We start from the raw sequence: 26,765 nt of genomic DNA, 5'->3' as shown, positions 1-26,765 counted from the left end.
ATCAATGTCATTTTGCGAAAAAGGGCATGCAGGGTGAACGGACGGTCCGCCGGACTTCACCTTGGAGGAGTACAAATCCGCCCGGGGCAGACATCCAGCTGGGATGGACTTTTTTGCAAGACCGAAAACCTTTGCCGCCCGCCGATCCCGGTTGGCGAAACGATCACAGGTGCGCGCATTTCTGCCGTAGCGGCGCGCTGCACCGGAAAGGAGAGATGCCATGCGCACCTATGACCATCATATCGACCTCGACCTGGCCGATTCGCGCCGCCCTGTTCCCACGCTCTTCACCTTCCTTCGCCGTTCCGCGATCAGGATGGTCCGCACATGGCGCAACCGGGCTGTTATCGGCCATCTGAATGAACTCGACGACCATCAGTTGCTGGATATCGGGCTGCGGCGCGCAGACATCGCCGAGGCGATGACCTCGACCTTCTTTGCCGATCCCGGCCTGCATCTGACGATAACGGCGCGCGAGCGGGCGCGCAGGCACATCCGGAGCGGTCGGACCGACTGAGGTCTCCCTCCAAGCTTCCCCGCAGGGTGAGAGCCAATAACCCTGCCGCTTGCCCGGCGTGCGACCTTGAATGGTCCGCGCTGGGCCTTTTCATTCTGCCGGGCCCTGCCTTTCACCCGGCGTCTTTCGGTGCCTTTGGCGCCTTCTGCGTTCCGGTCTCGGCCTGCTTGGTCATCGTGTCGAAGATGTCCTCGATGTTCTTCTGGTAGTCCTTCTGCATCTCGAGCCCGGTGTCGAACAGGGTGTTGACGAACTTCGACCAGGAATCGGCCGGCGTCTCGGCCTTTTCGGGGGCGGCGTCCGTCTCGGGCTTCTTGCCCGACATCCCCGCCACCATGTCGGCAAACGCCTTTGCGAAGGGATTGTCGGCGAAGAGGTCCTGCGCCTCCTTCTTCGGTGTCGTGCCGAAGAAGGCCTGGGTGAAGGGATTGTTGAACGGATTGCTGAAGGGATTTGTCTGCGGCTCCGGCTTCCGGGCCATTCCGGTCGCCTCCATCCACTGCTGCATGGCCGCGAGGAAGGGGTTGTCCCCACTCTGCTGCGGCATGCCGGGGAAGAAGGGCGACGTCGATTGCTTGAACAGGCCGCCCATCAGGGTGTTGGCGACCACGGGCAGCATCTGTTTGTAGATCTCCTGCCCGATCCCGGTCATCTGGGCGGCCTGCGCGGCAATCGCCCGCGACACCTCCTTCGATCCGAAGAACTGCGAAAGCAGGTCGTTGCCTTCGTTAATGCCCATGGGCGTGAACGCCTTGGTCATGTCCTCGAAGTACTTGGCATGCTCGCCGGAATAGAGCGCCTTGAGGAAGCTGCTGAAATCGTAGGGGTTGGCAGCGCTGCGTTTCATGCCTTCCGAGAAGGCCGGCATCAGCGCCGAGACCGCCTCGTTCGCCTGCTGCTGGGCCAGCCCGAATTGCTTTGCCATCACGTCCAGAGCACTGCCGTTCTGGGCCTTCAGCATCAAGTCGTACAGTGCGATCATCGCCGTTCCCCTTGTCGTCGTGCCGGCGTTGAACACCGGTGCATGCGGCTGCATGACCTTGCACTATAACGGCAATAACGGCGGCGGAAACCGGTTTCTTCGGCGGCCGGTCTGTGGCCAGCGACTAACGCTTCAGGTCTAACGCTCAATACTGGTAATCGGAGAAGACCGGCTCGACAGAGCCCTGCCAGCGGCCGTCGTAGAGCGCCAGCATGTCCTCGGCCAGCGTCGCCTTCTTGGCCAGCACCTCGTCCAGCGGCGACAGGAAGACGGTCTCGTCCACGCCGTCTCCGTTGAGGCAGGCGCGGGCGGCCAGTCCGGCGCGCGAAATCGCGATCACCTCGCGGGCGAGATCCCACAGCGGCCTGCCGCGATGGATCGCAGCGAGGCCCTGCGCAGGCACCGCATCGCGCAGCGTCGAGACCTCCTCGACCGACCAGTCGCGCGTGAGGTCCTCGGCTGCCGCAAGGGCCGTGTGGTCATAGAGCAGGCCGACCCAGAAGGCCGGCAGCGCACAGATCCGCCGCCAGGGGCCACCGTCGGCGCCGCGCATCTCCAGGAAGCGCTTGAGCCGGACATCGGGGAAGAGGGTGGAGAGATGGTTGGTCCAGTCGCCCATGTTGGGCTGCCAGTCGGCGATCTCGCCCTTCAGCGCACCGGCCATGAACTGGCGGAAGGTGACGTGCGTGCAGTCGTGGTACTTGCCGTCGCGGACCACGAAGTACATCGGCACGTCCAGCGCCCATTCGACATAGGCCTCGAAGCCGAAATCCGGGGCGAAGGCGAACGGGATGAGGCCGGCGCGGTTGTTGTCGGTGTCGCGCCAGATGTCGCCGCGCCAGGAGAGCAGGCCGTTCGGCCGGCCGTCGGTGAAGGGCGAGGAGGCAAACAGCGCCGTCGCGAGCGACTGCAGCTTCAGCGACACCTGCATCTTGCGGCGCATGTCCTCTTCCGACGAAAAGTCGAGGTTCACCTGGATCGTGCAGGTGCGGTACATCATGTCCAGCCCCTTGGTGCCGACCTTGGGCATGTAGCGGGTCATGATGTCGTAGCGCGACTTCGGCATGCGCGGGGTTTCGGCAAGCGTCCATTTCGGACTGCCGCCGATGCCGAGGAAGCGGATGCCGAGCGGCTCGGCGACCTCGCGCAGCGTCGCCAGGTGCTGGTTCGATTCCTTGCAGGTCTGGTGCAGGTTTTCCAGCGGCGCGCCGGAGAGTTCGAACTGGCCGCCGGGTTCCAGCGAGATCGCCCCGGCGCCGGCAGGGCCGGAAAGCCCGATGATGTTGTCGCCGTCTTCGATCGGCTCCCACCCCGTCTTCTGCTGCATGCCGTTCAGAAGCGCGGAGATGCTGCGTTCGCCGGAATAGGGCACCGGGCTGTTGTCGGCAGTGAAGAAGACGAATTTCTCGTGCTCCGTGCCGATCCGGAACTGCTCCTTCGGCTTGCAGCCGGCAGCGAGGTATTCGGCCAATTCCGCTGTCGAGCGGAGCGGCGTCTGGTCGGTGGTGTCACGGGCCATGGGCGTCTTCTTGTGCAGGTGGGACCCGGCCGCAAGGCCAGGCGGGTGAAGGTGCTTGGACCGTAATTATGTGCGGTGCAAGCAAATTTCTTTCAAGATGCCTTCAAAAAAACAGAAAGCTGTTTTGCCGCAAACCTTTGGCGCAGAATTCCCGCAACTTGGTGACGGCGGTTCAGTGCCAGTCGCCGATGGTGGCCTGGATCACCGCCATGGCCGCCACCGCGGCGGTGTCGGCTCTCAGGATGCGGGGGCCGAGCGGGATCGGCGTGACGAACGGCAGGCTTCGAAGCAGCGCGCGTTCGGCATCGGAAAATCCGCCTTCCGGCCCGACGAGAAGGGCGAGCTTTCTTTCGCCGATCGCCTGGAGAACGGGCAGGGGATTCTGGCTCTCGTGCCCCTCGTCGCAGTAGACGATGCGGCGATCCTGCGGCCAGTCCTGCAGAAGCTCGTCGAGGCGGCGGGGCGGGGCGACCTGTGGAATGCCGAGGATGCCGCATTGCTCGGCCGCCTCGATCACGTTCGCCTCCAGCCGCTCGAGGCTGCCGATCTTTCCCTGCACGTGCTGGCTCATGACCGGCTGCAGCAGCCCGGCCCCCATCTCGACGGCCTTCTGCACGAGGTAGTCGAGACGGCCGACCTTGAGCGGCGCGAAGAGATAGTGCAGGTCGCTTGCCTCCGGCTGCGGGCGGGACTGTTCGGCCACGGTGAGAAGCAGGCGCTTTCGCGTCGGATACGAGACGTCGGCCGTCCATTCACCGTCGCGTCCGTTGAAGACGAGCAGCCGCGTGCCTTCCTCGGCCCGCAGCACGTTGGCAAGGTAGTGGAACTGCTCCTTCGATGCCTCGAACGACGCTCCCGCAAAAAGGGCGGCATCCACGAACAGGCGCTGCATGCGATAGTTGGCCCGCATATTCTTCTCCCGTCAGCCGAACAGTGCGTGGAGGATGGCGAACAGGATGGCCGCCGCCATTGCCGTGACCGGCACCGTGATGATCCAGGCTGCGACGATGGTCATGAAATGGGAGCGACGCACCAGCCGGCGGCGCCTGATCTCGTCGGGGTTGCGATCCGCGATTGCCTCCGGATCGGCGATACCGCCGCGCCGGCGGATGTATTCGAGGCGGCGCGGGGAGTTCTGCGTGTACCACTCGCGCAGGAAGCCGACGCCGAAGACCGAACCCACCGCGATATGCGTCGAGCTGACCGGCATCCCGAAAGCGGAGGCCAGAAGAACCGTGACTGCGGCCGACAGCGCCACGCAATAGGCCCGCATCGGATTGAGCTTGGTGATCTCCTTGCCGACGAGGTCGATCAGTTTCGGCCCGTACAGCAGCAGCCCGAGCGAAATGCCGAGCGCGCCGATCAGCATGATCCATTGCGGCACCACGTTGTCGAAGCCCGTCTCCATGGTGCGGGCGGCATGCACGATCGCGGCGAGCGGCCCGACCGCATTCGCCACGTCGTTGGCACCGTGGGCAAACGACAGCAGGGCAGCGGAAAAGATTAGCGGCACCCGGAACAGCTTGCGCAGCGACTGGTTGCGGTTTTCGAGCCCGACCGACTGGCGGGCGATCACCGGGACGCCGATCACGTAGGACAGTCCGCCGATGACGAGCCCGACCAGCAGGCATGCGCCGAGCCCGAGGTTGAGGACATGGTCGAGCGGGCTGATCACCAGGTAGGCGGCGAAGCTGCCGCTCATGATCGCGATTAGCACCGGCACCCACCGCCGCGCCGCCTCGATCTTGTCATCGCGGTAGATGATCGCTTCCTTGATGAAGTAGAGCGCCCCGGCCGCCACGAGGCCGCCGAGCAGCGGCGAGAGCACCCAGCTCATCGCAATTCCCGACATCAGTTTCCAGTCGACCGATGTCGGACCGGCCGCCGCGATCCCCGCGCCCATGACGGCCCCGACGATGGCATGGGTGGTGGAGATCGGCGCCCCGAGCCAGGTTGCGGCATTGATCCAGACCGCGGCCGCAAGCAGTGCGGCGAGCATCGCCCAGACCAGCGTCGCTGCAGGCATCGAGGACGGTGCGACGATCCCCTCGGAGATGGTGGAGACGACGTCGCCGCCGGCGAGCATCGCCCCGAGCGTCTCGAAGATCGCCGCGATGACGAGTGCTGCGGCCATCGTCAGCGCGCCTGAACCGACGGCGGGGCTGACGTTGTTGGCGACGTCGTTGGCGCCGATGTTCATGGCCATGTAGGCTGCGAGCGCGGAACCGGCGATGACGATGGCGGCACCGGGCTGGTCGATCACATAAGCGCCGGCGACGATCATGGCGAGCGCCAGGAAGATGAAGCCAATCCCCGGTGTGATCAGCCCCCGCGACACGAACAGCGTGGCCGCCTCGACGCGCGTCAACTTGTCGAGATCCTTGTCGAGTGTCGGCTTGCCCAGCCGCTTGGGGGTATTTTCCATCCGATGCTCCAGCGTCACGGTGGCACTAATGCCTCAGGACCGCGAGAGCAATAAGATGGGACGGTCAGGCCCGCGCATTTTTCGCGGGCGCAGCCTGGTGCAGAGCCTTCCAATCCCGCTCGAAATTGGCAAGCACCGTCTTCAGGCCGGGTTCCGCCACGCGCTCGGCTGCCTCGGTCAGGCTCACCCACTCCAGGCGACGCTCGCCCTTTTCGGGAAAGTTCTTGCAGAGGTCATCGACCTCCAGCGCATAGACGTGCACCTTGCAGGGAACCGACAGCCCCTTCGCCAGTCCCTTCTGGTACATGTAGTAGCCGATCGGTTCCTTGTGCACCTTGCCCTTGACGCCGGCCTCCTCGTAGGCCTCGCGCTCGGCGACCGCGTAGGACGGACGGCCTTCCATCGGCCATCCTTTCGGGATGACCCACCGGCCGGTGTCGCGGCTGGTGATCAGCAGTACCTCCAGGGCGTCGTGCCTCTTCCTGTAGCGATAGCACAGCGCTGCATACTGCAGGCGCGCAGGCCGCCGGAACATCAGTCGCACGTCGCTGGCAATACGGTGCACAAGGTTCAATTTCTTCTTCATTCCTTCCAGCCTCGCATGGGCTGATTCGGGTTCTGTCTCGATCCAAGTATGAAAGCTTTTGCAGACCTGTAAACCGGCCGCATCGCGCGACGCCGCTGCAATAGCGACAAAGATGGGCCAAATGGCGGTGGCGCTACTCGCTTTTTACCGAGGCGTTGCGTTGTTGCATCCGAAGCTGGGAGATGCGCTGCCATTCGCCGGTGCGCTCGGCCTCGCGGATCGCGCCGCTGATATGGTCGATATGCGCCTGCGCGGCCGCCTTTGCCGCCGCCGGATGGCCGCCGACGATGGCTGCGCAGATCGCCTCGTGTTGCGACAAGAGCTGCAATCGCGCATCCTCGGAGGCGAAGACGAGATGGCGGTGAAAGAATATCCCCTGTTCCAGCAGCCGGTAGCAGGAGCGCAGCGTGTGCAGCAGGATGATGTTGTGCGCCGCCTCGCCGATGGCATTGTGCAGGTCGACGTCGGCCGCTAGCTCGTCTTCGAACCGGCCGCTCGCATGCGCCCGGCGCATGTCCTGAAGGATGCCGTCCAGCATCTTCCGGTCGTAGTCCGTCGCCCGCTGCGCGGCAAGCTCGGCGGTGATGCCCTCCAGTGCGCGACGATACTCCAGATAGTCGGTGGTGGCGCGCTGGTGGCGGGCGATGAGTTCGACCACGGGCCTGGAAAAGACCTGGCCGATGATGTCGGTGACATAGGTGCCGCCGCCGTGCTGGCTGACGAGCAGGCCGCGCGCCTCGAGCTCCTTCAGCGCCGCGCGCAGGATCGGGCGGGAAACGTCAAGGCGCTGCGAGAGCTCGCGCTCGCCCGGCAGGCGGTCGCCGTCGCGCAGGATGCCTTCGAGCAGCAGCAGCTCGATCTGTCGCACGATCTCGTCCGCCGTGCGACTATGGCTGACGCGCGCGAAGAGATCGAAGTCGGGGCGGGCCGGGACGCTTTCCATGTCCCGAAGATAGCAGCAGCGAGCAACTGGTCAATAAACTTGTCCAGCCATGAAATGATAGGGCCATGAAATGATTGGCGACAAAATGGTAGGGGATGCGGCAATGCGCCCTTTGCCGGGCTGAATTGTCATTTGCTAAACTGAGGATACAAGGATGCATCAGGAGGGGACGATGCTGACATGAAGAACGGAAGCTTCGCGTTTCCGCCGGCAGCCCAACGCGCCCAGGCGCTCGGCGAGATCCATGCAAGGCCCTATACGCTGGTGCCGTCGCCGCGTGTCATATTCCAGCTGGCCTTCCTGACCGAGGGCGGGACGACAGTCGACCATGCGGTGCTGTCGGAACTGTCGCGCTCGCGCGGCGTGTCGCCACCGGTGCGCGACGCCAACCACCACACCATGGGCTGGGGGCAGGGGACCCTGCGCTGGGAGCGCCATACCGAGTTCTCGACTTATTTCTGGGACTGTCCGGCACCAACGAAATTCGGCGAGGCGGTTCTCGTCCATCCCTTCGGGGACGGCTTCTCGCCCCCCGGCACATTGATCGCGGGCATCCGCCTGGAGCTCCGCCCTGACACGCCCGAGACCCGGGGGGCGATAGACGTCTTCGATCCCACCAGCCTCTGCTACAGCGACGTGAAGGACGGGCAGGCGACGATCGTCACAGACTTCCGCCAGAACGGCGACGGGCTGACGCAGATCCTCGTCATCGACCGCGGCATGACACCGGCCGGCCGTGGCGCGCTGGTCCAGCGCCTGCTCGACATCGAGACCTATCGCACACTCGCCATGATGGGCCTGCCGCTGGCCCAGTCGCTCTCGCCGGAGATCCGTCGCATCGAGGACGGGCTGACAGCCGTGACCCAGCGGATGAAGCAGCATGCGCGCGACGAGGCCGACGTGATGCTTGCCGAGATCACCCGGCTCGCCGCCGAACTGGAGGCCAATGCCGCGCTCAGCCTCTACCGCTTCGGCGCCAGCCGCGCCTATTACGGCATCGTGCAGGAGCGCGTCCGCACGCTGGCGGAGGTGGCGATCCCTGGCCACGAGACGCTCGGCTTCTTCCTTGAGCGCCGCCTCGCGCCGGCGATGCGCACCTGCCAGTCCGTCGAGGAGCGCCAGGCCAACCTGTCGCGCAAGCTGGCCCGGGCGACCGCACTCCTGCGCAGTTGGATCGACGTGGAACTGGAGCAACTCAATGCGACGCTGCTGAACTCGATGGACCGCCGCGCGAAGCTGCAACTGCGCCTGCAGCAGACCGTCGAGGGGCTGTCGGTCGCGGCGATTTCCTATTACGTCGTCGGCCTGTTCGGCTACGTCGCCAAGGCCCTGCACGACCTCGGCCTGCCGGCCAAGCCGGAGACGCTCACGGGGCTGTCGGTCCCCGTCGTCGTCGTCGGCATGTGGCTGCTGGTCCGCGCGATCCGGCGCCGGCACGCGGAGGAGGACGCACATTGAACCTCAGGGTGCGTGTTCCCAGTACGGCGTCGGGCCGTAGAGTTCGGCCAGATAGTCGATGAAGACGCGAACCTTGGCGGGCAGGAACTGGCGGCTGGCATAGATCGCCGAGAGCACGACGTTGCGCGAACTCTCGTATTGCGGCAGCACCTGCACGAGGCGGCCGTCGCTGAGTTCGGCGCCGATGTCCCATGTCGAGCGCAGCGCGATCCCCATGCCGGCGATCACCGCCTCGCGGACCACCTCGCTGGAATTGGTGACGAGCATTCCCTGCGGCCGGTAGATCACCGTTCCTTCCGGCCCCTCAAGCCGCCAGGCGTCCTGGCTGTGCGGCGGGATGCAGACGTGGCCGGCAAGGTCGGCGATCGATTGCGGCGCGCCGCGGCGCTCCAGGTAGGAGGGCGCGGCTGCGAGCACGCGCCGGACCGGGGCGAGCCTGCGGGCGACCAGCGAGGAATCCTGCAGTTCGCCGATCCGAATCGCGAGGTCGAAACCCTCGCCGACGATGTCGGAGAAGTCGTCGGTCAGGACGAGGTTGACCACCAGTTCCGGATTGGCCTCCATGAAGCCGCTCAGATGCGGGGCGATGTGCATCCGCCCGAAGGAGGTGGGGGCCGAGATCCGCAACATCCCCTTCATCGCCGACGCGCGGCCAGAGACGAAGGCTTCCGCGTCCTCGATGCCGGCAAGGATGCCGAGGATGCGCTCGTGAAAGCCCTGTCCGGCCTCGGTCAGCGAGATCTGCCGGGTGGTGCGCTGGAGAAGCCGCGTGCCGAGCCGTTCCTCCAGCCGCTTGATTCGCTTGGAGACGACCGCCGGCGACAGGCCCAGCATCCGCCCCGCAGCAGACATGCTGCCGGTGGTGACGACGCGCGAGAATATGTCCAGATCACCCAGGTCCGTCACAAATGCGGTCCATTTTCGCCCTAGTGGAAAAGGTGCTTAGCATTTGCCTAGGCATGTGCAAAGTGGTAAACAAAAAAGACCAATTCTTGAAATGGGGAGGCTTCGGGATGGAGCAGATCGGCTTTCTGCCGCCTAAGGCCGCGGTACTGTCGCGACGACGCGAGATCGTCGCCGACCTGGCGGATCTCCTTCCCGAAGGCTGCCTGGTGCACGAGCCGCGCGAGCTCGTCCCGTTCGAGACCGATGCCTTCGTTTCCTACCGCCGGGTTCCGCTGGCGGTCGCTCTGCCCGAGACAACGGCGCAGGTCGCAGCGGTATTGAAGTACTGCCATCGCTACGCCATCCCCGTCGTCCCCCGCGGCGCCGGCACCTCGCTCTCCGGCGGCGCAATCCCGCAGGAGGACGCCGTCGTCCTCGGCCTCTCCAAGATGTCGCGCATCCTCGAGGTCGACTACGCCAACCGGACCGCCATCGTGCAGGCCGGCGTGACCAACCTTGCGATTTCGGATGCCGTCTCCGCCGACGGCTATTTCTATGCGCCCGACCCGAGCTCCCAGCTCGCCTGCACGATCGGCGGCAACATCGGCATGAATTCCGGCGGTGCCCATTGCCTGAAATACGGCGTGACGACGAACAACCTGCTGGGCGTGAAGCTGGTGCTGGTCGACGGCACGGTGGTCGAACTCGGCGGCAAGGCGCTCGATGCGCCGGGGCTTGATCTGCTCGGCCTCGTCTGCGGCTCCGAGGGCCAGCTCGGCATCGTCACCGAGGCGACGGTACGCCTCATCGCCAAGCCGGAGGGCGCCCGCCCGGTGCTGTTCGGCTTCGACAGTTCGGAGGAAGCCGGAGCCTGCGTCGCCGACATCATCGCCGCCGGTATCATTCCCGTGGCGATCGAATTCATGGACAAGCCGGCGATCGCCATCTGCGAGGCTTTTGCGGGGGCTGGATATCCGAGCGATGTCGAGGCGTTGCTGATCGTCGAGGTCGAGGGCTCCGAGGCCGAGATGGACGACATGCTGCGTTCGATCATCGAGATCGCCAGGCGCCACGGGGTGAGGGTGGTCAAGGAGAGCCAGTCGGCCACCCAGGCGGCGCTGATCTGGAAGGGCCGGAAATCCGCCTTCGGCGCGACGGGCCGCATCGCCGACTATATCTGCATGGACGGCACCGTGCCGCTCAGCCAGTTGCCGAACGTGCTGCGAGGCACGGCCGAAATCATCGAGCGCCATGGCCTGCGCGTCGCCAACGTCTTCCACGCCGGCGACGGCAACATGCACCCGCTGATCCTCTTCGACGCCAACGATCCGGACGATGCCGCCCGCGCCGAAGAGGCCGGCAACGAGATACTCAAGCTCTGCGTCGACGTCGGCGGCTGCCTCACCGGCGAGCATGGCGTCGGCATCGAGAAACGCGACCTGATGCGCCACCAATATGCCGAGGCGGATCTCGCCCAGCAGATGGCGGTGCGCGCCGCCTTCGATCCGCAGTGGATCCTGAACCCGTCCAAGGTGTTCCCGCTGGAAGGGCGTCCGGCGGCATGAGCGTCATCCACGATCCTCTCTCGGAAGAGGCGGCCGCGCGGATCATCCTTTCCGCCGCGGCGGCCGGAAGCCCCCTGCAGATCCGCGGCGGCGGGACGCGCACGCTGGCGCAGGCCGGCGGCCGCGATATCCTGTCCTCCGCCAACCTCTCCGGTATCGTCGCCTACAATCCCGCCGAGATGACGATGACGGCCAGGTCCGGCACCCCTCTCGAGGAGATTGCCGCAGCGCTCGAAAAGCACCGCCAGATGCTCGCCTTCGAGCCGCTCGACCTTCGCCCCGTGCTCGGTACCGGCGGCATCCCCACGATCGGCGGCGTCTTTGCCACCAACGCCTCCGGCGCCCGCCGCTTCGTCGCGGGTGCTGCGCGCGACAGCCTCCTCGGCGTCCGTTTCGTCAACGGCGCGGGCGAGATCATCAAGGCGGGCGGACGGGTGATGAAGAACGTCACCGGCCTCGACCTTGCCAAGCTGCTCGCCGGCTCGCGCGGTACGCTCGCCTTTCTCACCGAGGTCACCTTCCGGCTGCTTCCGGTCCCGGAGGATGCGGCTACGATCGTCGTCTCCGGCCTGAACGACGCGGAGGCCGCAGCCGCCATGGCCACCGCGATGTCTATGACTGTCGAGGTCTCCGGCGCCGCCCATCTTCCCGAAAGCGTCCGCGGCCGCGTGCTCGGCGGGCGGCTGCCGGACGGGGCCGCGACCGTGCTTCGGCTCGAGGGGCTTGCGGCGTCGGTGGCCGTCCGCGCCGAGAAGCTTTCCGCCGCCATGGCGTCGTTCGGCGCGGTGTCCGTGCTCGACGCCGGTGCGACCGCGCAGCTCTGGCGCGAAATCCGCGATGTCCAGCCCTATGCCGACGGCACGGCGCGACCGCTCTGGCGCGTCTCCGTTGCCCCGACCGTCGGCCACCAGCTCGTCGCCGCCCTGCGCCTGGAGACGGGGGTGGATGCCTACTACGACTGGCAGGGCGGCCTTGTCTGGCTGAGGATGGAGGCCAATCCGGAGGCCGAACTCGTCCGCCGCTACATCAAGGCGCTCGGCGGCGGGCACGCGACATTGATGCGCGCGTCGGCAGCCGCCATGGCGACGACGCCGGTGCTGCAGCCGCAGGCCGAGGCGATCGCGGCGCTGAGCACACGGATCAAGGAAAAGCTCGATCCGGCCGGCCTGTTCCCGGCGGGATGGTGAGGTGGCGATGATGGTCCGGAGCTTCTTCTCTTCGTCGGTGGACAGGAACCCCTCCCCAACCCCTCCCCACAAGGGGGAGGGGCTGAAGGCGCCGCATCGCGTTGCCTTCTGCAGCAAGGTCGCGGTGGGAGCCGACGACCGGTTAGCCGAGGCCGTTCGGCAGTCTAGCCCCTCCCCCTTGTGGGGAGGGGTTGGGGAGGGGTCTTTCTTTGCCGATCCAGGCAGCCTGGCACAGACGAAGGGTTCGGCCTGATGCAGACCAATTTCACTGCCGAACAACTCGCCGACCCGCATGTCGCGACGTCGGAGAAGATCCTGCGCAAATGCGTCCATTGCGGCTTCTGCACGGCCACCTGTCCGACCTACGTCACCCTCGGCAACGAGCTCGACAGCCCGCGCGGGCGCATCTACCTGATCAAGGACATGCTGGAGAACGGTCGCGCGGCCGACGAGCAGGTGGTCACCCACATCGACCGCTGTCTCTCCTGCCTCGCCTGCACGACGACCTGTCCCTCCGGCGTCGACTACATGCATCTGGTCGACCACGCGCGGGTTCACATCGAGAACACCTACCGGCGGCCCTTCAGGGAGCGGATGATCCGCAACCTGCTCGCGGCGGTCCTGCCGTATCCCGGCCGCTTCCGGCTGGCCCTGCATGCGGCTTCCCTCGGCCGGCCCTTTGCCGGGCTGCTGCGGAAGGTGAGGGGGCTCGAACCCTTCGCCGCCATGCTGGACCTGGCGCCGCGGCGCGTCCCCAAGCCCTCACCGAGCGCCCGGCCGGCCACGCATCCGCAGACAGGCACCCGGCGCGGACGCGTGGCGATCCTGTCCGGCTGCGCCCAGCCGGTGCTGAGGCCCGAGATCAACGAGGCGACGATCAGGCTTCTGACCCGCCTCGGCGTCGAGGTGATCGCGCCGGCCGGCGAGGTCTGCTGCGGCTCGCTCGTCCACCACATGGGTCGCGAGGAGCAAGCGCTCCAGTCGGCGCGCCGCAATGTCGACGTCTGGCTGCGCGAGGTCGAAGTCGGCGGGCTCGACGCCATCATCGTCACTGCGTCCGGCTGCGGCACGACCATCAAGGATTATGGCTTCATGCTGCGCCTCGATCCGAACTATGCGGAGAAGGCGGCGCGCGTTTCGGCACTGGCGAAGGACGTCACGGAATATCTCGCCACCCTCGACCTGCCGCAGCAGGAGATGAAGCGGGTCACCGTCACCTATCACTCCGCGTGCTCGATGCAGCACGGCCAGAAGATCACGCAACTGCCGAAGACGTTGCTGAAGACCGCCGGCTTCACCGTCCGCGATCCGGCCGAGGGCCACCTCTGCTGCGGCTCCGCCGGTACCTATAACATCATGCAGACGGAGATCTCGGCGAAGCTGAAGGCGCGCAAGGTCAAAAACCTGGAGGCAACGAAGCCCGACGTGATCGCCACCGGCAACATCGGCTGCATCACCCAGATCGCCACGGGAACGGACGTGCCGATCCTGCACATGATCGAGCTTCTGGACTGGGCCTATGGCGGCGAGAAGCCGGCGCTGCTCGCGTGAGTGGTTCCGGGGCGCCGCTGGGGACCAGAGCGACTATCTTCCCTGGACGATCTTGACCAGCTTTGGCGTGAACTTGCCCTTCTTCATGTCGACGGCATCGGCATAGGTGAGCCGGCCGGACCGCATGGCTTCGACGGCCCGGGTGCACGCCACCCGGGCTGCATTCTTTTCCGTGCTGTCGATGATGATGGCCGCTGCGCGTCTTTGGCTGGTTGAAAAGCCCTTCACGCATTCACTGATCGCGAATTGCCGTGCCTTTGCGCTGCCCTGCAGGGTCGTGACGATGGCTTCGTACTCCTTTTCAGAGGGCGCACAGCCCGCGAGGATTCCGAAGGAAAGCATAAGCGTAAGGATGTGGGTGCGATACATGGCTATCTCCGATTGCGCAGATCGTCCGTATCAACGGAGAGATCGATTTGCAATCAGGGGTGGCATTGGCTCCGCACATATTTCGGGGATGCGATGGTGCTCGTCGCGACCCGGCCCGTCAGATAACGAAGGCGGCGCGGGTGCCGTCGACCACGAACTGCACGGCAAGGGCTGCGAGGATGACGCCGAGGAGTCGTGTCAGGATCGCCCGTCCGGTGACGCCGAGGTAGCGGTCGATCCGCTCGGCGACATAGAGGGTCACGAAGACTGCCGCGACGCAAAGCGCGATGACGCCGATCAGCGCTGCGCGTCCGACCGGCGAAGAGAGCGAGCCCGCCAAAAGCAGCGTTGCCGAGATGGCGCCAGGCCCCGCGATCAGCGGCAGGGCCAGGGGAAAGACGGCGATGTTGCGGATGTGATCCTTGGTAATGGCCACCTCCGAGGACTTCTTCTTGCGCTCCTGCCGGCGTTCGAACACCATCTCGAAGGCGATGAAGAAGAGGAGAAGGCCGCCCGCGATGCGGAAGGCGGCCATCGATATGCCGAGCACGCCGAGGATCCCGGCTCCCAGCAGCGCGAAGGCTGCGAGGATCGCAAAGGCTATGATGGAGCCACGGAGCGCGACCTGTGTCCGCTCGGCGCGGTTCATGCCGACGGTGAGCCCCAGGAAGATCGGCGCGAGCCCGGGCGGGTCCAGCGTCACCAGCAAGGTCGCCATCGCATTGACGACCAGATTCCAATCGTACATGCGGCGATCCCCTGTGCCGGCCTCGCGCATTCTGGCGACGCGCTTTGCACCATTGTTAGGCGAGAGACGGGGGGAAGGGAAGGGCAGGCGGCGGACGCCGTCCACAGGCGCCATCAAATTGCGGCAATTGGCGGATTTCTGGCAAAAGACTGTTCAAAACCTCCCGCAAAATTGGCGCAGTTCAAGCCGTTAGGCTATAAAATCCGCACTGATTCTGAACAAAGATCGTGACAGACATTGACAGAGCAAACGACTCCCGGCGGCAAGAACCCTCCCGGCATCGAGCCGATTTCGATCATCGAGGAAATGCAGCGGTCCTATCTCGATTATGCGATGAGCGTGATCGTGAGCCGCGCGCTGCCTGATGTGCGCGACGGCATGAAGCCGGTGCACCGGCGCATCCTCTTCAGCATGAGCGAGATGGGGATCGACTGGAACAAGAAATACGTCAAGTGCGCCCGCGTCACCGGCGACGTGATGGGCAAGTATCACCCGCACGGCGACAGCGCGATCTACGATGCGCTGGCGCGCCTGGCGCAGGACTGGTCGCTGCGGCTGCCGCTGATCGACGGCCAGGGCAACTTCGGCTCCGTCGACGGCGATCCCCCGGCCGCCCAGCGCTACACCGAGTGCCGCCTGCAGAAGGCCGCGCATTCGCTGCTGGACGACCTCGACAAGGAAACGGTCAACTTCCGCGACAACTACGACGGCACCATTCAGGAGCCGACGGTGCTGCCGGCGAAGTTTCCGAACCTGCTCGTCAACGGCGCGGGCGGCATCGCCGTCGGCATGGCGACCAACATCCCGCCGCACAACCTGTCGGAAGTCATCGACGGCTGCGTGGCGCTGATCGACAATCCGGCGATCGAACTGCCGGACCTGATGCAGATCATCCCGGGCCCCGACTTCCCGACCGGCGCCATGATCCTCGGCCGCGCTGGCATCCGCCAGGCCTATGAGACCGGCCGCGGCTCGGTCATCATGCGCGGCGTGGCCCGCATCGAGCCGATGCGCGGCGATCGCGAACAGATCATCATCACCGAGATTCCCTACCAGGTGAACAAGGCGACGATGATCGAGAAGATGGCCGAACTGGTGCGCGAGAAGCGCATCGAGGGCATCTCGGACCTGCGCGACGAATCCGACCGCGAAGGCTACCGCGTCGTCATCGAACTGAAGCGCGATGCCAATGCCGACGTGATCCTGAACCAGCTCTACCGCTACACCCCGCTGCAGACCTCCTTCGGCTGCAACATGGTGGCGCTGAACGGCGGCAAGCCGGAGCAACTGTCGCTGCTCGACATGCTGCGCGCCTTCGTCGCCTTCCGCGAGGAAGTCGTCTCCCGTCGCACCAAGTACCTGCTGCGCAAGGCGCGCGACCGGGCACACGTCCTCGTCGGCCTGGCGATTGCCGTCGCCAACATCGACGAGGTGATCAGCCTCATCCGCCGCGCACCAGACCCGCAGACCGCGCGCGAACAGTTGATGGAGCGGCGCTGGCCGGCCCATGACGTCGAGTCGCTGATCCGCCTGATCGACGATCCGCGCCATCGGATCAACGAGGACCAGACCTACAATCTCTCCGAGGAGCAGGCCCGCGCGATCCTCGAACTGCGCCTCGCCCGCCTGACCGCTCTTGGTCGCGACGAGATCGACGAGGAACTGAACAAGATCGGCGAGGAGATCCGGGACTATCTCGACATCCTCGGCTCGCGCTCCCGCATCATGTCGATCGTCAAGGACGAGATGACCGCGATCCGCGACGAGTTCGGCACACCGCGCCGCACCGAGATCGTCGATTTCGGCCCTGATATGGACGACGAGGACCTGATCGCCCGCGAGGACATGGTGGTCACCGTTTCGCATGCCGGCTACGTCAAGCGCGTGCCGCTGGCGACCTACCGCGCCCAGCGCCGCGGCGGCAAGGGCCGCTCGGGCATGGCGACGCGCGACGAGGATTTTGTCACGCGCCTGTTCGTGGCCAATACCCACACGCCGGTGCTGTTCTTCTCTTCGCGCGGCATCGTCTACAAGGAGAAGGTCTGGCGCCTGCCGATCGGGACGCCGCAGTCGAAGGGCAAGGCGCTCATCAACATGCTGCCGATCGAGCCCGGCGAACGCATCACCACGATCATGCCGCTGCCCGAGGACGAGAGCACGTGGGAGAACCTCGACGTGATGTTCTCGACCACGCGCGGTACGGTCCGGCGCAACAAGCTGTCCGACTTCGTCCAGGTCAACCGCAACGGCAAGATCGCGATGAAGCTGGAGGACGCGGGCGACGAGATCCTCTCCGTCGAGACCTGCACCGACCAGGACGACGTGCTCCTGACGACGGCGCTCGGCCAGTGCATCCGCTTCCCGGTCGACGACGTGCGCGTCTTCGCCGGCCGAAACTCCATCGGCGTACGCGGCATATCGCTCGGCCAGGGCGACAGCATCATCTCGATGACGATCGTCAGCCACGTTAATGCCGAGCCCTGGGAGCGGGCGGCCTACCTCAAGCGCTCGGCCGCCGAGCGGCGTGCAGCCGGCGGCGATGTCGAGGAGATCGCGCTGGTCGGCGAGGAGATCACCGAAGAGGGGCAGTTGTCCGACGAGCGCTACGAGGAACTGAAGCTGCGCGAGCAGTTCGTCCTGACGCTTTCGGAGAAGGGCTTCGGCAAGCGGTCATCCTCCTACGACTACCGGACCTCCGGCCGCGGCGGCAAGGGCATCCGTGCCACCGACACGTCGAAGACGTCCGAGATCGGCAAGCTGGTCGCCGCCTTCCCGGTCGAAGACAAGGACCAGATCATGCTCGTCTCCGACGGCGGCCAGCTGATCCGCGTTCCGGTCGGCGGAATCCGCATCGCCAGCCGCGCCACCAAGGGCGTGACCATCTTCTCCACCGCCAAGGACGAGAAGGTCGTCTCGGTCGAGCGCATCAGCGAGCCAGACGGCGAGGACGAACTCGACGGCAACGGCACTGATGGCGACGGTGCAGAGGGCAACGGCGTCGAAGGCGCGAACGGGGCCGAGGCGGCTCCGCCTCCGGCCGGTGGGGACGAGCCGTCCGAATAGGGACACCGTCACCGCGGCACCATTGCCGAACAGGGCTAGAAAAAGGGAAAGGCCGGCGCATGGCGCCGGCCTTTCTTCATGCAGATCGGCCACCTGACGGGGGCGCCTGCAAGGACGGCGGCAAGGGGACGTGTCAGCGTCTGGCATCGGTATCCGGTGTTGCCTTCATCCCGGCTCCCGTGCCTCGGCTGACTACACGTCGAAGCCGCCTGCTTTCCGTCTCATCGCCCTGATCGCGATCCGTTCCTGGCGCAGTGCCAGGATGGTCCGCGAGAAGTCGACGGTGAAGATCGTGCTGATCAGGATGGCGAAAAACATCATCACGACGGTCATGCTCAGGCCTCCCGGTGGGTGCGGATCCACTTGCCGCGCGGGCTGGCTGCGATGGCGCTCTGGCGCGCTTCGCGGCGGGTGGCCCGCATGCTGGCCGTGGTGAGGAGGACGAACATCGTCATGCAGAGTAGTGCGAGTGCCATGGTGCTTTTCCTTTTTCCGATCGGAAAACGCATTCCCTTGATTGAACTTGCCACCAGAACGCCGCTGCTTCGGCATTTGTTCCCGGCCACCTATATGCGCACCAAAGCAAGAGCGGCGGCGGACCGGTGCTCTGGTCACTTTGACGGGGACACCGATGGCTTCGGCCGGCCGCTCTCTTGCTTATGGCTCTGCCGCGTGACACAACGCGCCAAAACGGGAAAACGCCATGGCCGTCGCCTTCTATCCGGGTTCCTTCGACCCGATCACCAACGGGCACCTCGATGTGCTTGTGCAGGCGCTGAACATTGCGCCGAAGGTGGTCGTCGCGATCGGCATCCATCCCGGCAAGACGCCGCTGTTTTCCTTCGATGAGCGTGCGGAGCTGATCCGGCAGGCAATCGCCGAGGCGCTGCCTGCGCGCGCCGCCGATGTCAGCGTCGTCTCCTTCGACAGGCTGGTGGTCGATGCGGCCCGGTCGCATGCCGCACATCTCCTGATCCGGGGCCTGCGCGACGGCACCGATCTCGACTACGAGATGCAGATGGCCGGCATGAACCAGCAGATGGCACCGGACGTCCAGACCGTATTCCTGCCTGCGGGGGTTGCATCGCGACCCATAACCGCCACATTGGTTCGTCAGATCGCGGGGATGGGCGGTGACGTCAGCGCCTTTGTTCCCCGGGTCGTCGATGCGGCGTTGAAGGCGCGCAGGCGCACCTGACCCTTTTCAACGAAACGGAGTGACCATGAAACTCTTCAAGTACGCCCTTGCCGGCGCCCTCCTTCTTGCTACCGCCAGCGGCAGCGCCTGGGCCCAGGCGAAGGACTACCTGACGATCCAGCTGAAGGACGGCCCGGTCGTCATCGAGCTGCGTCCGGATGTCGCGCCCAAGCATGTCGAGCGCATCAAGGCGCTGGCCGAAAAGGGCGAATACGACAACGTCGCCTTCCACCGCGTCATCGACGGGTTCATGGCGCAGACCGGCGACGTCCAGTACGGCGACATGGAGCAGGGCTTCGACGCATCGGCCGCCGGCACTGGTGGCTCTTCGGAACAGAACCTGCCGGCCGAGTTCTCGGACGTGCCGTTCGTGCGCGGCACGGTCGGCATGGCACGCTCCCAGGATCCCAATTCCGCCAACTCGCAGTTCTTCATCATGTTCGCCCCCGGCGACTTCCTGAACGGCCAGTACACGGTCGTCGGCCAGGTCGTCGAAGGCATGGAGAACGTCGACAAGATCAAGCGCGGCGACGATGCCAACAACGGCGCCGTCGCCGACCCCGACCGGATGATCAAGGTCACCGTCGGAAAGTAAGCCTTCCAAACCAAGGAGAAAGACCATGGCCGAGATCAAGGATCCGGAAAACACCATCATCATGGAGACCTCGAAGGGCAAGGTCGTGATCCAGCTTCTGCCGGATCTCGCCCCCGGCCACGTCGCTCGCATCAAGGAGCTGACGCGCGAGGGCGCCTATGACGGCGTCGTGTTCCACCGCGTCATCGAGGACTTCATGGCCCAGACCGGCGACGTCCAGTACGGCAAGACCGCCGGCAAGGACTTCAATCCCGCCCGCGCCGGCATGGGCGGCTCGGACAAGCCGGACCTGAAGGCCGAATTCTCGAACATGAGCCACGTCCGCGGCACCTGCTCGATGGCCCGCAGCCAGATGCCGAACTCGGCGAACTCGCAGTTCTTCATCTGCTTCACCGACTCCCCCTGGCTGAACAAGCAGTATTCGGTCTGGGGCCAGGTCATCGAAGGCATGGACAACATCGACAAGATCAAGCGCGGCGAGCCCGTGAAGGATCCCGACACGATCGTCTCCATGAAGGTCGCAGCCGACGCCTGATCGCTGTAACCTGCCGGGAACCCGCTCCGTTTGCGCGCAAGCGCCGGGGCGGGTTTCCCTTTTCCGCCGAAATGGTTTATCGCACGGCGAACCTGAAGACCCTTGTCCCGATGCGCATTGACCTTTTCGACTTCGAGCTCCCCGAGGAGCGGATCGCCCTACGCCCGGTGACCCCGCGCGAGGCGGCGCGGCTGCTCGTCGTCCGCCCCGGCGAGGCCGAGCCCTTCGAGGACCGCCACGTCGGCGACCTGCCGGGATTCCTGCAGGCGGGCGACGCCCTCGTTTTCAACGATACGCGCGTGATCCCAGCGCAACTGGAAGGCATCCGGCACCGGGAAGGGGCGGGCGGGCAGCAGGTCTCGGCCACGCTGCACATGCGGATGGCGGCCGATCGCTGGAAGGCCTTCGCCAGGCCCGGCAAGCGGATCAAGGTCGGCGACCGCATCGCCTTCGGCCATGGCGGCAATGCCTGCCTGCTCGGCTCGCTCGACGCCACCGTGGAGGAAAAGGGCGAGGGCGGTGAGGTGACGCTGCGCTTCGATGTTTCGGGCCCGATCCTCGACGAGGCGATCGCTGCAGTCGGCCATATCCCGCTGCCGCCCTATATCGCCTCGAAGCGCGAGGACGACGCAGACGACCGCCGCGACTACCAGACGATCTATGCCCGCGAGGAGGGCGCCGTAGCTGCCCCGACGGCCGGCCTGCATTTCACCGAGACGCTGTTCGACGCGCTCGATCGCAAGGGTGTCGAGCGTCATTTCGTGACGCTGCACGTGGGGGCGGGGACGTTCCTGCCGGTCAAGGCGGACGACACCGACGACCATGTCATGCACCAGGAGATCGGCAACGTCGGAAAGCGGACGGCCGAGGCGCTGAACGCCGTGCGGGCGCGCGGCGGGCGGATCGTCTGCGTCGGCACGACCTCGCTGAGGCTGCTGGAGAGTGCGGCACGCGAGGACGGCACGATCGAGCCCTGGTCGGGCGCCACCGGCATCTTCATCACGCCGGGATACCGGTTTCGCACGGCCGACGTGCTGATGACCAATTTCCATCTGCCGAAGTCGACGCTGTTCATGCTCGTCTCGGCCTTCAGCGGGCTGGAGACGATGCGGGCAGCCTATCAGCACGCCATCGAGACCGGCTACCGCTTCTACTCCTATGGCGACGCCAGCCTGCTTTTCCGGAAAGAACCATGACCGAACGCTTCGAATTCAAGCTGCTTGCGACCGATGGCAAGGCGCGGCGCGGCGAAGTCTCCATGCCGCGCGGCACGATCCGCACGCCGGCCTTCATGCCGGTCGGTACGGTCGGTACGGTCAAGGCGATGTATCTCAACCAGGTGCGCGACCTTGGCGCCGACATCATCCTCGGCAATACCTATCACCTGATGCTGCGTCCCGGCGCCGAGCGTGTCGCCCGGCTCGGCGGCCTGCACGAGCTGATCCGCTGGCCCTGGCCGATCCTGACCGATTCCGGCGGCTTCCAGGTCATGTCGCTCTCCGGCCTGCGCAAGCTCGACGAGCAGGGTGTTACCTTCAAGAGCCATGTCGACGGCTCGCTGCACCACATGTCGCCGGAACGCTCGATCGAGATCCAGGGCCTGCTCGACAGCGACATCCAGATGCAGCTCGACGAATGCGTGCGGCTGCCTGCGGAACCGAAAGAGATCGAGCGGGCGATGGAGATGTCCTACCGCTGGGCCGAGCGCTGCAAGATCGCGTTTGGCGACCAGCCGGGCAAGGCGATGTTCGGCATCGTCCAGGGCGGCGACATCGCCGACCTGCGCGTGCGCTCGGCGCAGGCGCTTTCCGGCCTCGACCTCAAGGGCTATGCCATCGGCGGCCTGGCCGTCGGCGAGCCGCAGGCGGTCATGCTGGAGATGATCGACACCACCTGTCCGCACCTGCCGTTCGAGAAGCCGCGCTACCTGATGGGCGTCGGCACGCCGGACGACATCCTGAAATCGGTCGCCCACGGCATCGACATGTTCGACTGCGTGATGCCGACCCGCTCCGGACGCCACGGGCTGGCGTTCACCCGTCACGGCCGCATCAACATCCGCAACGCCCGCCATGCCGAGGACATGCGTCCGCTCGACGAGCAGTCGGCCTGCCCGGCGAGCCATGACTACTCGCGCGCCTACCTGCATCATCTGGTGCGCTCCAACGAGTCGCTCGGGGGCATGCTGCTGACCTGGAGCAACCTGGCCTATTACCAGGAGCTGATGGCCGGCATTCGCGCGGCGATCGAAGGGGGCCGCTACTCCGACTTCATGGCGGAGACGCAGGAGGGCTGGGCGCGCGGCGAGGCGGAAGCGAAGAAGGGCGTCTGAAACCGATCAGCCCACACTATAACAAATTTAATCAAGGCGATATCGTCTTTTTCTGACAATATAGATCAACGCGAGGACCGTTCAGATGCCCGATCCTGGCGCCGCGCGTATCATGTGCACGCCGTTGATCTTGTAGCTGCCGTCGGACTGCCGGACGACCTGGTAGACGGCCGTCCAGTCCTTTCCGTCGCTGCCACTGATCAGCACCTCCTGCAGGACGGTGTCGCCTGTGACCTTGCTGCGGCCGAAGGCAAAATTGCCGGGACGGTAGACGGGCGCATAGCCACGCCTGACCATGTCGAAGAAGGACGCCTCGTCGGGAAACTTCTGCCGGATGGTCGGGGAGGCGAAGGCGTAGGCCGCCGCCGCGTCGTCGCGCAGGAAAGCCTCGATCTGCGACGCGATCACGTTCTGCACGGTCTCGACCGGGTCGTCTGCATTAGCCGGCCCTGCCGGCGGCAATAGAAGCATGCAGATGGCAAAGGCTGCCCGGACGATCTTCATGGCGCGTTCCGATCCCACCTGTCAAAACTAGCGCACATCGCGCGATTTGGAAGAGGTCAGAGGACGGACGCGAGGCCGTCCGTCGGTTGCTATGAAGTCATTTAATGACGTATATTCCATATGTTAAAAGACTATGTTCATGTACATGGCAGCTATCATGCCCAAGTTGCCGGCATGGGGTGGATCGTCAGTACGCAGCAGGCCCGCCGGAGGCGCTTCATTGGCCGTGCGCCATGTGCTGCCCGTGTGCAGCGACGATCGCGTCCGCCTCCTTTCCGTAGACTTCCTCGAAGTGGTCGAACGCCTTGGAGAAATAGCCGATGCCCTGGGTGGCCGAGCGGAGCGAGCGGGCCAGGTCCTCGAGCGTGCTGGCCGGAATGAGGGCGCGGAAGGTGTCCCAGCCCTTGGCTGCCTCGTCGCGATCGAAACCGAGCACCTGGCCCTTGAGCGCCGAGACGATCTGCACCAGCCCGCCGGTATAGACGGAGGGGATGTGGATCTCGACGCGGGCTATCGGCTGCATCAGGACAGGAGCGGCTTGCGCCATGGCCTGCCGCGCCCCCATCTTGGCGGCGGTGCGAAAGGCATATTCGGAACTGTCGACGGCATGATGCTGGCCGTCCGTCAGGGTCACGCCGACATCGATCACGCCGAAGCCGAGCGGGCCCTTGTCCATCGCCTCGCGCGCGCCGGCCTCCACGGCCGGGATGAAGTTGCGCGGTACCGCGCCGCCCTTGACGACCTCGGCAAAGGAAAAGCCGTCGCCGCGGCCGTTCGGATGGACGCCGAGCTTCACGTCGGCGAACTGGCCGGCGCCGCCCGTCTGCTTGCGGTGGCGGTAATGGACCTCGGACGGCCGTGAGACGGTTTCCCGGTAGACGGGGCTCGGGGGCTGGTCCTCCACGACGATGTGGAAGACGTCGGAGAGCGTCCTTGCGACCTCGCGCAGGTGGAGGAGGCCCTGGATGCTGATGAGGTAGGCGCCCGTGCCCTCTTCCTGCGACAGCCGCAGGCCGCGGTCGGTCTCTGCGATCTTGGCAAGCGCCGAGGAAAGCTTGGTCTCGTCGCGCTCGTTGCTCGGCACGAGGATTCGCTCGAGCATGGGCGAGGGCGGAGCCGTCCAGTCCGGCGGCGGGAATGTTGTGCCGACCGCGAGCAGGGCAGGGATCGGCAGGCGATCCGACTTGACCGAGGCGAACACCTCGCCCGGTGCAAGCAGGCCGTTCGCGATCGGGCGGGAGGCGATCGGATCCTGCAGCGTGCCGAGCCCGCCTTCGCCCAGTGCGGCAGCCTGCTTGATCTCCCCGAGCGCGCGGCCCAGCACCGTCTTGCCGATGTTCTGGCGGTGGAAGGCGTGGAAGGTTATGGCGGCAATGTCGGCGCCGGCTGCCGCGGCGAGCCTGTCGCGCAGGGCCTCGACCGGCGGCGCCTCGTGGCGGAGCGCCTTCATCAGCCGCTGCATGCCGTTGCCGTGGCCGGCCGAGCCGATGAAGACGGGGGTGATGCGGTTTTCCTTCAGGATGCGGGTGGCGATGGAATAGAGGGCGGCGCCATCTGGTTCGCGATCCTCGATCAACTCCTCCAGCAGCCAGTCGTCGAACTCCGAGAGATGCTCGAGAAGCTCGGTGCGCGCCTCCTGTTCGCGCTCCGTGACGTCCTTCGGCAGGGCGACGAGATTGGAAGTCTGGCCTTCGCGGTAGCGCCAGGCCCGCTCGGAAATGAGATCGACGCTGCCGACAATCGTCTCGCCCTCGCGGATCGGCACTTGCCGGAGCACGAGCGTATGGCCGGCATAATCCTGGAGCGCCGCGATCACGTCGCGGATGCGGCCGCGCGGCTCGTCGATCCGGTTGACGAAGATGATGCAGGGGGTCCCGGACGCCTCTATGACCCGCAGGTAGGGCGCGGCCAGCACGGCTTCTTCCGGCGCCGGTGAAACACACAGGATGCAGGCGTCGCTGGCGAGAAGCGCGTTCTGCGCATGCGCGATGGCTTCGACCGAGCCGGGCGTATCGAGCGCGCACCAGGCCTCGCCCCCGTATTCGAAGGTGCACAGGTTCAATCCGGATGGCGAGGCGTTCTTCTTCCCTCCACCCTCCAGCGCGCCCAGTTTTTCGACGAGCGTCGATTTGCCCGTCTGCGACGGGCCGACTACGGCAAAGCAGCGCATCGGCATTCCTCCCTCTGCCAGCATCGCAACTCTCTCCTTCAAATAGGATGACGCGAAGCGGAGGGAAGTGCCAGAGAGGGAATCGAATTTTCTTTCAAGGCACAAGCCGTGCCCGGTCGCCACCCTGGCTCCGGCTGCGATCGGCGGCCGTCAGGATCAGGCGGCCAGGTTCAGGCGGCGCGGGAGCCGTACCATTTCACGGCTGCGGCTTCCCCGACGGCCACGCCGAGCAGGATTGCCGCCGCAGTGAACTGAATGAGAAAATTGGTGGTGTTCGATACCAGCAGGTAGGCGATGCCGAGCAGGGCGGTGCCGACAATATGCGCATAGGGAACCATGCGCGACGAGGCCGCTCTCATCCAGCCGAGGCCGGCGAGGTAGAGGGCAGGGCCGCCGAGAAGCGCCACGGCGCTGCTGCCCGAACCGCTCTCGAACGGGTGGGAGAGGCTGAAATCCTCGCCGACGGCGGTCAGGATGATGCCGGCGATGATCGGCAGGTGGCAGTAGGTGAAGAGATGCTGGGCGGTCTCCTGCGGCTTGCTCGTCCGTTCCGCCTTCTCGGCCGCCTTCTCCTGTCCGTGATGGAAGTAGAGCCACCACATCAGCACGGTGGTAAGAAAGGCGAGCACGAGGACCGGTACCGTTCCGGCATTTTCCAGATGAGCCGAGGCGTTCTTTCCCGTGGTCAGGATGGTCTCGCCGAGCGCGATGATGACGAATAGCGCACAGCGCTCGGCCAGGTGTTCGCCATCGACGTTGAGAGCCTCGGGCGGCGCAGCACCGATCGACGGCAGCCAGTAGCGCACCACGGGGCCGATGTATTCGACCGCGAGTGCGGCTACCCAGAAAAGAACGCGCAAATGCGGTTCCGACAGGCCGCCGGCAACCCACAGCGCGCCGGACACCATAAGCCAGGCGGTGATCCGCAGGAAGGTGGTGAATGCTGCGGGATCGCCGTCGCGGAACGCGTAGAGCGCAAAGAGCGAACGGCTGAGTTGCATCGCGCAATAGGCGAGGGCGAAGACGAGCCCCATGTCCGTGAATGCTTTGGGAAGCGAGATCGCAAGGACGATCCCGAGGAACATCAGCGCGAACAGAAATATCCTGACCGGAACGATCTCGGAATCCAGCAGGTTGGTGACCCAGGTCGTATGGATCCACACCCACCAGAGCGCCAGGATGAAAAGGAGGGATTCGATTGCGATGCCGTACGTGAAGTCTTCCGCCAGCGTCTCCGACAGCTGGATCAGCGCGAAGACGAAGACGAGATCGAAAAAGAGCTCAGGAAAGCTCGCCCTGGAAGCCTCCGCATCGTCCTTGCGCAGCCAATACCGTCTGTCGTCCGCCATGATGCCTCCCGGTCGCCGACGACATGCTATCCTGTCCGGCGCTTGGAACGAAAGGGCACGATGCGTTGCAGATCGCGGTTGCTCATCACAATCAATCCCATCCACAATCTCCCAGGTCATCAAAACCCGGGGAGAGTGACATTCCAACTTTGCAGGATCAGGACATTCTAACTTTGCGGCTACAAACAATGTCAAAGCCGGTTAGCAGTGCGACGTCGCCAGCCAGTTAGAAACGCGACACTGGCTCTGCCGATCAGCGCCCGAGCATGCGGCTGGTCGGGGTT

The 26,765-nt window shown here is 65.4% G+C and carries 25 protein-coding genes; 11 read left to right on the top strand and 14 right to left on the bottom strand.

Going from position 1 to position 26,765, the window contains the following annotated elements; genetic code table 11:
* The first annotated feature begins 220 nt into the window (after nt 1-220).
* Nucleotides 221-517 (top strand): YjiS-like domain-containing protein, encoded by a 297-nt coding sequence (locus GGQ64_RS25900; protein WP_183808199.1) that lies wholly within the window; start codon nt 221-223, stop codon nt 515-517.
* 112 nt (nt 518-629) lie between these two features.
* Here the strand turns inward: GGQ64_RS25900 and GGQ64_RS25895 are convergent, their stop codons facing one another.
* The 6 genes from GGQ64_RS25895 to GGQ64_RS25870 form a co-directional block, all read right to left on the bottom strand.
* Complete coding sequence (locus GGQ64_RS25895) at nt 630-1,499, bottom strand: DUF937 domain-containing protein (RefSeq protein ID WP_183808291.1); 870 nt, start codon at nt 1,497-1,499, stop codon at nt 630-632.
* Between the two features lie 145 nt (nt 1,500-1,644).
* Nucleotides 1,645-3,018, bottom strand: a complete 1,374-nt coding sequence (locus GGQ64_RS25890) for a glutamate--cysteine ligase (RefSeq protein ID WP_183808198.1) — start codon at nt 3,016-3,018, stop codon at nt 1,645-1,647.
* A gap of 172 nt (nt 3,019-3,190) precedes the next feature.
* Nucleotides 3,191-3,928, bottom strand: a complete 738-nt coding sequence (locus GGQ64_RS25885) for a 16S rRNA (uracil(1498)-N(3))-methyltransferase (RefSeq protein ID WP_183808197.1) — start codon at nt 3,926-3,928, stop codon at nt 3,191-3,193.
* A gap of 12 nt (nt 3,929-3,940) precedes the next feature.
* The gene (locus tag GGQ64_RS25880) at nt 3,941-5,443 is read right to left on the bottom strand and encodes an inorganic phosphate transporter (RefSeq protein WP_183808196.1); all 1,503 of its coding nucleotides are present in this window, start codon (nt 5,441-5,443) and stop codon (nt 3,941-3,943) included.
* Nucleotides 5,444-5,507: 64 nt separating this feature from the next.
* Nucleotides 5,508-6,017: an NUDIX hydrolase gene (locus GGQ64_RS25875; RefSeq protein ID WP_183808290.1), complete on the bottom strand. Its 510-nt coding sequence runs from the start codon at nt 6,015-6,017 to the stop codon at nt 5,508-5,510.
* A gap of 145 nt (nt 6,018-6,162) precedes the next feature.
* Nucleotides 6,163-6,972: a FadR/GntR family transcriptional regulator gene (locus tag GGQ64_RS25870; RefSeq protein ID WP_183808195.1), complete on the bottom strand. Its 810-nt coding sequence runs from the start codon at nt 6,970-6,972 to the stop codon at nt 6,163-6,165.
* Between the two features lie 180 nt (nt 6,973-7,152).
* On the opposite strand from GGQ64_RS25870, the gene GGQ64_RS25865 reads away from it, so the two are divergent.
* Nucleotides 7,153-8,430: a DUF3422 family protein gene (locus tag GGQ64_RS25865; RefSeq protein WP_183808194.1), complete on the top strand. Its 1,278-nt coding sequence runs from the start codon at nt 7,153-7,155 to the stop codon at nt 8,428-8,430.
* A 3-nt stretch (nt 8,431-8,433) separates the two neighbouring features.
* On the opposite strand, the gene GGQ64_RS25860 is transcribed toward GGQ64_RS25865, so the two are convergent.
* Complete coding sequence (locus GGQ64_RS25860; RefSeq protein ID WP_183808193.1) at nt 8,434-9,336, bottom strand: LysR substrate-binding domain-containing protein; 903 nt, start codon at nt 9,334-9,336, stop codon at nt 8,434-8,436.
* A gap of 107 nt (nt 9,337-9,443) precedes the next feature.
* Between GGQ64_RS25860 and GGQ64_RS25855 the strand changes: the two genes are divergently transcribed.
* The 3 genes from GGQ64_RS25855 to glcF all read left to right on the top strand — a co-directional run bounded on the left by GGQ64_RS25855 (nt 9,444) and on the right by glcF (nt 13,618).
* The gene (locus GGQ64_RS25855) at nt 9,444-10,880 is read left to right on the top strand and encodes an FAD-linked oxidase C-terminal domain-containing protein (RefSeq protein ID WP_183808192.1); all 1,437 of its coding nucleotides are present in this window, start codon (nt 9,444-9,446) and stop codon (nt 10,878-10,880) included.
* Complete coding sequence (locus tag GGQ64_RS25850; RefSeq protein WP_183808191.1) at nt 10,877-12,067, top strand: FAD-binding protein; 1,191 nt, start codon at nt 10,877-10,879, stop codon at nt 12,065-12,067. The genes GGQ64_RS25855 and GGQ64_RS25850 overlap by 4 nt, the downstream gene beginning before the upstream one ends.
* Before the next feature lie 252 nt (nt 12,068-12,319).
* On the top strand, nt 12,320-13,618 hold the full coding sequence (glcF, locus tag GGQ64_RS25845) for a glycolate oxidase subunit GlcF (protein ID WP_183808190.1): 1,299 nt from the start codon (nt 12,320-12,322) through the stop codon (nt 13,616-13,618).
* Between the two features lie 33 nt (nt 13,619-13,651).
* Here the strand turns inward: glcF and GGQ64_RS25840 are convergent, their stop codons facing one another.
* Nucleotides 13,652-13,987: a hypothetical protein gene (locus tag GGQ64_RS25840; protein WP_183808189.1), complete on the bottom strand. Its 336-nt coding sequence runs from the start codon at nt 13,985-13,987 to the stop codon at nt 13,652-13,654.
* 118 nt (nt 13,988-14,105) lie between these two features.
* Nucleotides 14,106-14,735, bottom strand: a complete 630-nt coding sequence (locus tag GGQ64_RS25835; protein WP_183808188.1) for a MarC family protein — start codon at nt 14,733-14,735, stop codon at nt 14,106-14,108.
* A 237-nt stretch (nt 14,736-14,972) separates the two neighbouring features.
* Between GGQ64_RS25835 and gyrA the strand changes: the two genes are divergently transcribed.
* Nucleotides 14,973-17,798 (top strand): DNA gyrase subunit A, encoded by a 2,826-nt coding sequence (gene gyrA / locus GGQ64_RS25830; protein WP_246422949.1) that lies wholly within the window; start codon nt 14,973-14,975, stop codon nt 17,796-17,798.
* A 192-nt stretch (nt 17,799-17,990) separates the two neighbouring features.
* Here the strand turns inward: gyrA and GGQ64_RS25825 are convergent, their stop codons facing one another.
* Both GGQ64_RS25825 and GGQ64_RS25820 read right to left on the bottom strand, forming a co-directional pair.
* Nucleotides 17,991-18,131: a hypothetical protein gene (locus GGQ64_RS25825; protein WP_183808187.1), complete on the bottom strand. Its 141-nt coding sequence runs from the start codon at nt 18,129-18,131 to the stop codon at nt 17,991-17,993.
* Nucleotides 18,132-18,133: 2 nt separating this feature from the next.
* Nucleotides 18,134-18,274, bottom strand: a complete 141-nt coding sequence (locus GGQ64_RS25820; RefSeq protein ID WP_183808186.1) for a hypothetical protein — start codon at nt 18,272-18,274, stop codon at nt 18,134-18,136.
* A gap of 227 nt (nt 18,275-18,501) precedes the next feature.
* Between GGQ64_RS25820 and coaD the strand changes: the two genes are divergently transcribed.
* The 5 genes from coaD to tgt all read left to right on the top strand — a co-directional run bounded on the left by coaD (nt 18,502) and on the right by tgt (nt 22,458).
* Nucleotides 18,502-18,996, top strand: a complete 495-nt coding sequence (coaD, locus tag GGQ64_RS25815; protein WP_183808185.1) for a pantetheine-phosphate adenylyltransferase — start codon at nt 18,502-18,504, stop codon at nt 18,994-18,996.
* 25 nt (nt 18,997-19,021) lie between these two features.
* Entirely contained in the window at nt 19,022-19,591 is a 570-nt protein-coding gene (locus tag GGQ64_RS25810) for a peptidylprolyl isomerase (RefSeq protein ID WP_183808184.1), read from the top strand.
* 25 nt (nt 19,592-19,616) lie between these two features.
* A complete protein-coding gene (locus GGQ64_RS25805; RefSeq protein WP_183808183.1) occupies nt 19,617-20,126 on the top strand; it encodes a peptidylprolyl isomerase in 510 nt (169 codons plus the stop codon).
* 110 nt (nt 20,127-20,236) lie between these two features.
* On the top strand, nt 20,237-21,322 hold the full coding sequence (gene queA / locus GGQ64_RS25800; protein WP_183808182.1) for a tRNA preQ1(34) S-adenosylmethionine ribosyltransferase-isomerase QueA: 1,086 nt from the start codon (nt 20,237-20,239) through the stop codon (nt 21,320-21,322).
* Nucleotides 21,319-22,458 carry a tRNA guanosine(34) transglycosylase Tgt gene (gene tgt / locus GGQ64_RS25795; protein ID WP_183808181.1) on the top strand — a complete coding sequence of 380 codons (1,140 nt, stop codon included), beginning with the start codon at nt 21,319-21,321 and terminating at the stop codon, nt 22,456-22,458. The genes queA and tgt overlap by 4 nt, the downstream gene beginning before the upstream one ends.
* Nucleotides 22,459-22,539: 81 nt before the next feature.
* Here tgt and GGQ64_RS25790 read toward each other — a convergent pair whose 3' ends face one another.
* The 3 genes from GGQ64_RS25790 to GGQ64_RS25780 all read right to left on the bottom strand — a co-directional run bounded on the left by GGQ64_RS25790 (nt 22,540) and on the right by GGQ64_RS25780 (nt 26,481).
* A complete protein-coding gene (locus GGQ64_RS25790) occupies nt 22,540-22,962 on the bottom strand; it encodes a DUF4864 domain-containing protein (protein WP_183808180.1) in 423 nt (140 codons plus the stop codon).
* A gap of 217 nt (nt 22,963-23,179) precedes the next feature.
* Nucleotides 23,180-25,132 (bottom strand): elongation factor G, encoded by a 1,953-nt coding sequence (locus GGQ64_RS25785; RefSeq protein ID WP_183808289.1) that lies wholly within the window; start codon nt 25,130-25,132, stop codon nt 23,180-23,182.
* 170 nt (nt 25,133-25,302) lie between these two features.
* A complete protein-coding gene (locus GGQ64_RS25780; RefSeq protein WP_183808179.1) occupies nt 25,303-26,481 on the bottom strand; it encodes a low temperature requirement protein A in 1,179 nt (392 codons plus the stop codon).
* Between the last annotated feature and the right edge of the window lie 284 nt (nt 26,482-26,765).

Source organism: Mycoplana azooxidifex, assembly GCF_014196765.1.
Classification (GTDB): Bacteria; Pseudomonadota; Alphaproteobacteria; order Rhizobiales; family Rhizobiaceae; genus Mycoplana; species Mycoplana azooxidifex.
Note: the sequence above shows the minus strand (reverse complement) of the source record. Positions and strands in the feature narration are given on the sequence as shown.

Excerpts from the sequence above, each read along its gene's own strand:
- GGQ64_RS25900 (WP_183808199.1), top strand. The coding sequence starts at position 221 with ATGCGCACCTATGACCATCATATCGACCTCGACCTGGCCGATTCGCGC.
- GGQ64_RS25895 (WP_183808291.1), bottom strand. The coding sequence starts at position 1,499 with ATGATCGCACTGTACGACTTGATGCTGAAGGCCCAGAACGGCAGTGCT.
- GGQ64_RS25890 (WP_183808198.1), bottom strand. The coding sequence starts at position 3,018 with ATGGCCCGTGACACCACCGACCAGACGCCGCTCCGCTCGACAGCGGAA.
- GGQ64_RS25885 (WP_183808197.1), bottom strand. The coding sequence starts at position 3,928 with ATGCGGGCCAACTATCGCATGCAGCGCCTGTTCGTGGATGCCGCCCTT.
- GGQ64_RS25880 (WP_183808196.1), bottom strand. The coding sequence starts at position 5,443 with ATGGAAAATACCCCCAAGCGGCTGGGCAAGCCGACACTCGACAAGGAT.
- GGQ64_RS25870 (WP_183808195.1), bottom strand. The coding sequence starts at position 6,972 with ATGGAAAGCGTCCCGGCCCGCCCCGACTTCGATCTCTTCGCGCGCGTC.
- GGQ64_RS25865 (WP_183808194.1), top strand. The coding sequence starts at position 7,153 with ATGAAGAACGGAAGCTTCGCGTTTCCGCCGGCAGCCCAACGCGCCCAG.
- GGQ64_RS25855 (WP_183808192.1), top strand. The coding sequence starts at position 9,444 with ATGGAGCAGATCGGCTTTCTGCCGCCTAAGGCCGCGGTACTGTCGCGA.
- GGQ64_RS25850 (WP_183808191.1), top strand. The coding sequence starts at position 10,877 with ATGAGCGTCATCCACGATCCTCTCTCGGAAGAGGCGGCCGCGCGGATC.
- glcF (WP_183808190.1), top strand. The coding sequence starts at position 12,320 with ATGCAGACCAATTTCACTGCCGAACAACTCGCCGACCCGCATGTCGCG.
- GGQ64_RS25840 (WP_183808189.1), bottom strand. The coding sequence starts at position 13,987 with ATGTATCGCACCCACATCCTTACGCTTATGCTTTCCTTCGGAATCCTC.
- GGQ64_RS25835 (WP_183808188.1), bottom strand. The coding sequence starts at position 14,735 with ATGTACGATTGGAATCTGGTCGTCAATGCGATGGCGACCTTGCTGGTG.
- GGQ64_RS25825 (WP_183808187.1), bottom strand. The coding sequence starts at position 18,131 with ATGACCGTCGTGATGATGTTTTTCGCCATCCTGATCAGCACGATCTTC.
- GGQ64_RS25820 (WP_183808186.1), bottom strand. The coding sequence starts at position 18,274 with ATGGCACTCGCACTACTCTGCATGACGATGTTCGTCCTCCTCACCACG.
- coaD (WP_183808185.1), top strand. The coding sequence starts at position 18,502 with ATGGCCGTCGCCTTCTATCCGGGTTCCTTCGACCCGATCACCAACGGG.
- GGQ64_RS25810 (WP_183808184.1), top strand. The coding sequence starts at position 19,022 with ATGAAACTCTTCAAGTACGCCCTTGCCGGCGCCCTCCTTCTTGCTACC.
- GGQ64_RS25805 (WP_183808183.1), top strand. The coding sequence starts at position 19,617 with ATGGCCGAGATCAAGGATCCGGAAAACACCATCATCATGGAGACCTCG.
- queA (WP_183808182.1), top strand. The coding sequence starts at position 20,237 with ATGCGCATTGACCTTTTCGACTTCGAGCTCCCCGAGGAGCGGATCGCC.
- tgt (WP_183808181.1), top strand. The coding sequence starts at position 21,319 with ATGACCGAACGCTTCGAATTCAAGCTGCTTGCGACCGATGGCAAGGCG.
- GGQ64_RS25790 (WP_183808180.1), bottom strand. The coding sequence starts at position 22,962 with ATGAAGATCGTCCGGGCAGCCTTTGCCATCTGCATGCTTCTATTGCCG.
- GGQ64_RS25785 (WP_183808289.1), bottom strand. The coding sequence starts at position 25,132 with ATGCGCTGCTTTGCCGTAGTCGGCCCGTCGCAGACGGGCAAATCGACG.
- GGQ64_RS25780 (WP_183808179.1), bottom strand. The coding sequence starts at position 26,481 with ATGGCGGACGACAGACGGTATTGGCTGCGCAAGGACGATGCGGAGGCT.